This is a genomic window from Mesorhizobium sp. M8A.F.Ca.ET.021.01.1.1, assembly GCF_003998025.1.
Lineage (GTDB): Bacteria > Pseudomonadota > Alphaproteobacteria > Rhizobiales > Rhizobiaceae > Mesorhizobium.
Map to the genome: position 1 here is coordinate 1 of NZ_RZSJ01000961.1, position 1,150 is coordinate 1,150.

The 1,150-nt window shown below is 61.1% G+C and carries 1 protein-coding gene and 1 pseudogene; both read left to right on the top strand.

Features of this window, described 5'->3' with window-relative positions; all coding sequences use genetic code 11:
- A partial coding sequence (locus EOA36_RS35810) for an HlyD family type I secretion periplasmic adaptor subunit (RefSeq protein WP_127281269.1) occupies positions 1-937 on the top strand: 937 nt, incomplete at its 5' end.
- 33 nt (positions 938-970) lie between these two features.
- Positions 971-1,150, top strand: a pseudogene (locus EOA36_RS37885) (hypothetical protein); the annotation flags it as partial.

Genomic DNA, 1,150 nt, shown 5'->3' on the forward strand with positions numbered 1-1,150 from the left:
ATCCTGGACCCTGCAGGCGTCCATCTTCGAGCGCCGTAAGGCAGTCTATGACTCCAAGCTCGATAGTTTTGACCGACAGCTTGACGAACTCAGTTCCGTGATCTCGCGATCACAATCTGATGCGGAAGGCTACCGCCAGCGGCTCAAGGTCGCGGCCTCGATCGAACAGATGCGAAAACAGCTGGAAGCAAGACAGGTGGGTAGTCGCCTCAATACGCTCCTCGCCGAGGACAACTGGGCGGAAATGTCCCGCTCACTCAGCAATGCCGAGCAAACAACAGAAGCCGCCAAACGCCAGCAGGGGGGGACGGCCGCCGACCGCAACGGATACATTCAGAGTTGGCGAGCGGAAGTCTCACAGAGCCTGTCGGAGGCGAACTCGCGATTGTCCGACGCCCGCGAACTCCTCAACAAGGCGAAGCTGCGCAAGCAGTTGGTCGAACTGCGGAGCGAAGCCGACGCTATCGTCCAGTCGGTGGCGAAGGTTTCGGTTGGGGCGGTTCTGCAGTCTGGTGAGCGCTTGATCACTCTGGTGCCGGTCAACGCGCCTCTCGAGATCGAGACAAACATCGTCGGCCGGAGCAGCGGCTTCGTTCATGTCGGCGACCCAGTGGTCATCAAGTTCGACACCTTTCCCTATTCGCAATACGGCCTCGCCCACGGCACCGTACGAGCGCTCAGCCCTGATTCCTTCTCGGCACGAGACCAGGTGCGCGATCAGAACAGCTCTCGGGCCATGCTGCCTTCTGATGCTGAGCCGTTCTATCGTACGCGGATTTCCATCGATCAGGTCGCGTTGCACGACGTGCCCACCGGGTTCGTGGTCAGCCCCGGCATGCCGGTGACGGCAGATGTGAAAGTCGGTCGGCGCACTGTGCTCAAATACATTCTTGGCGTGATGCTCCCGATCGGCCAGGAAGCCATGCGGGAACCGTAGGGCAGTTGGTTGGACTACGGAGGGGCCGCATCGATGGCAATCCTGAATCAGCTGACTGATCGCGCCTTCCCCGCAGTTGCGTTGCGCCGGGCAATCCAGCTCAGCGACAAGCCGGCAGAAGCCTTTCAGCACTTGGCGGTCGCGGCACGCGCGGGTCTTGTCGATGCCGAGTATCGGGTCGCCCGTTGCTATCTAGAGGGCTCAGGCGTGCCG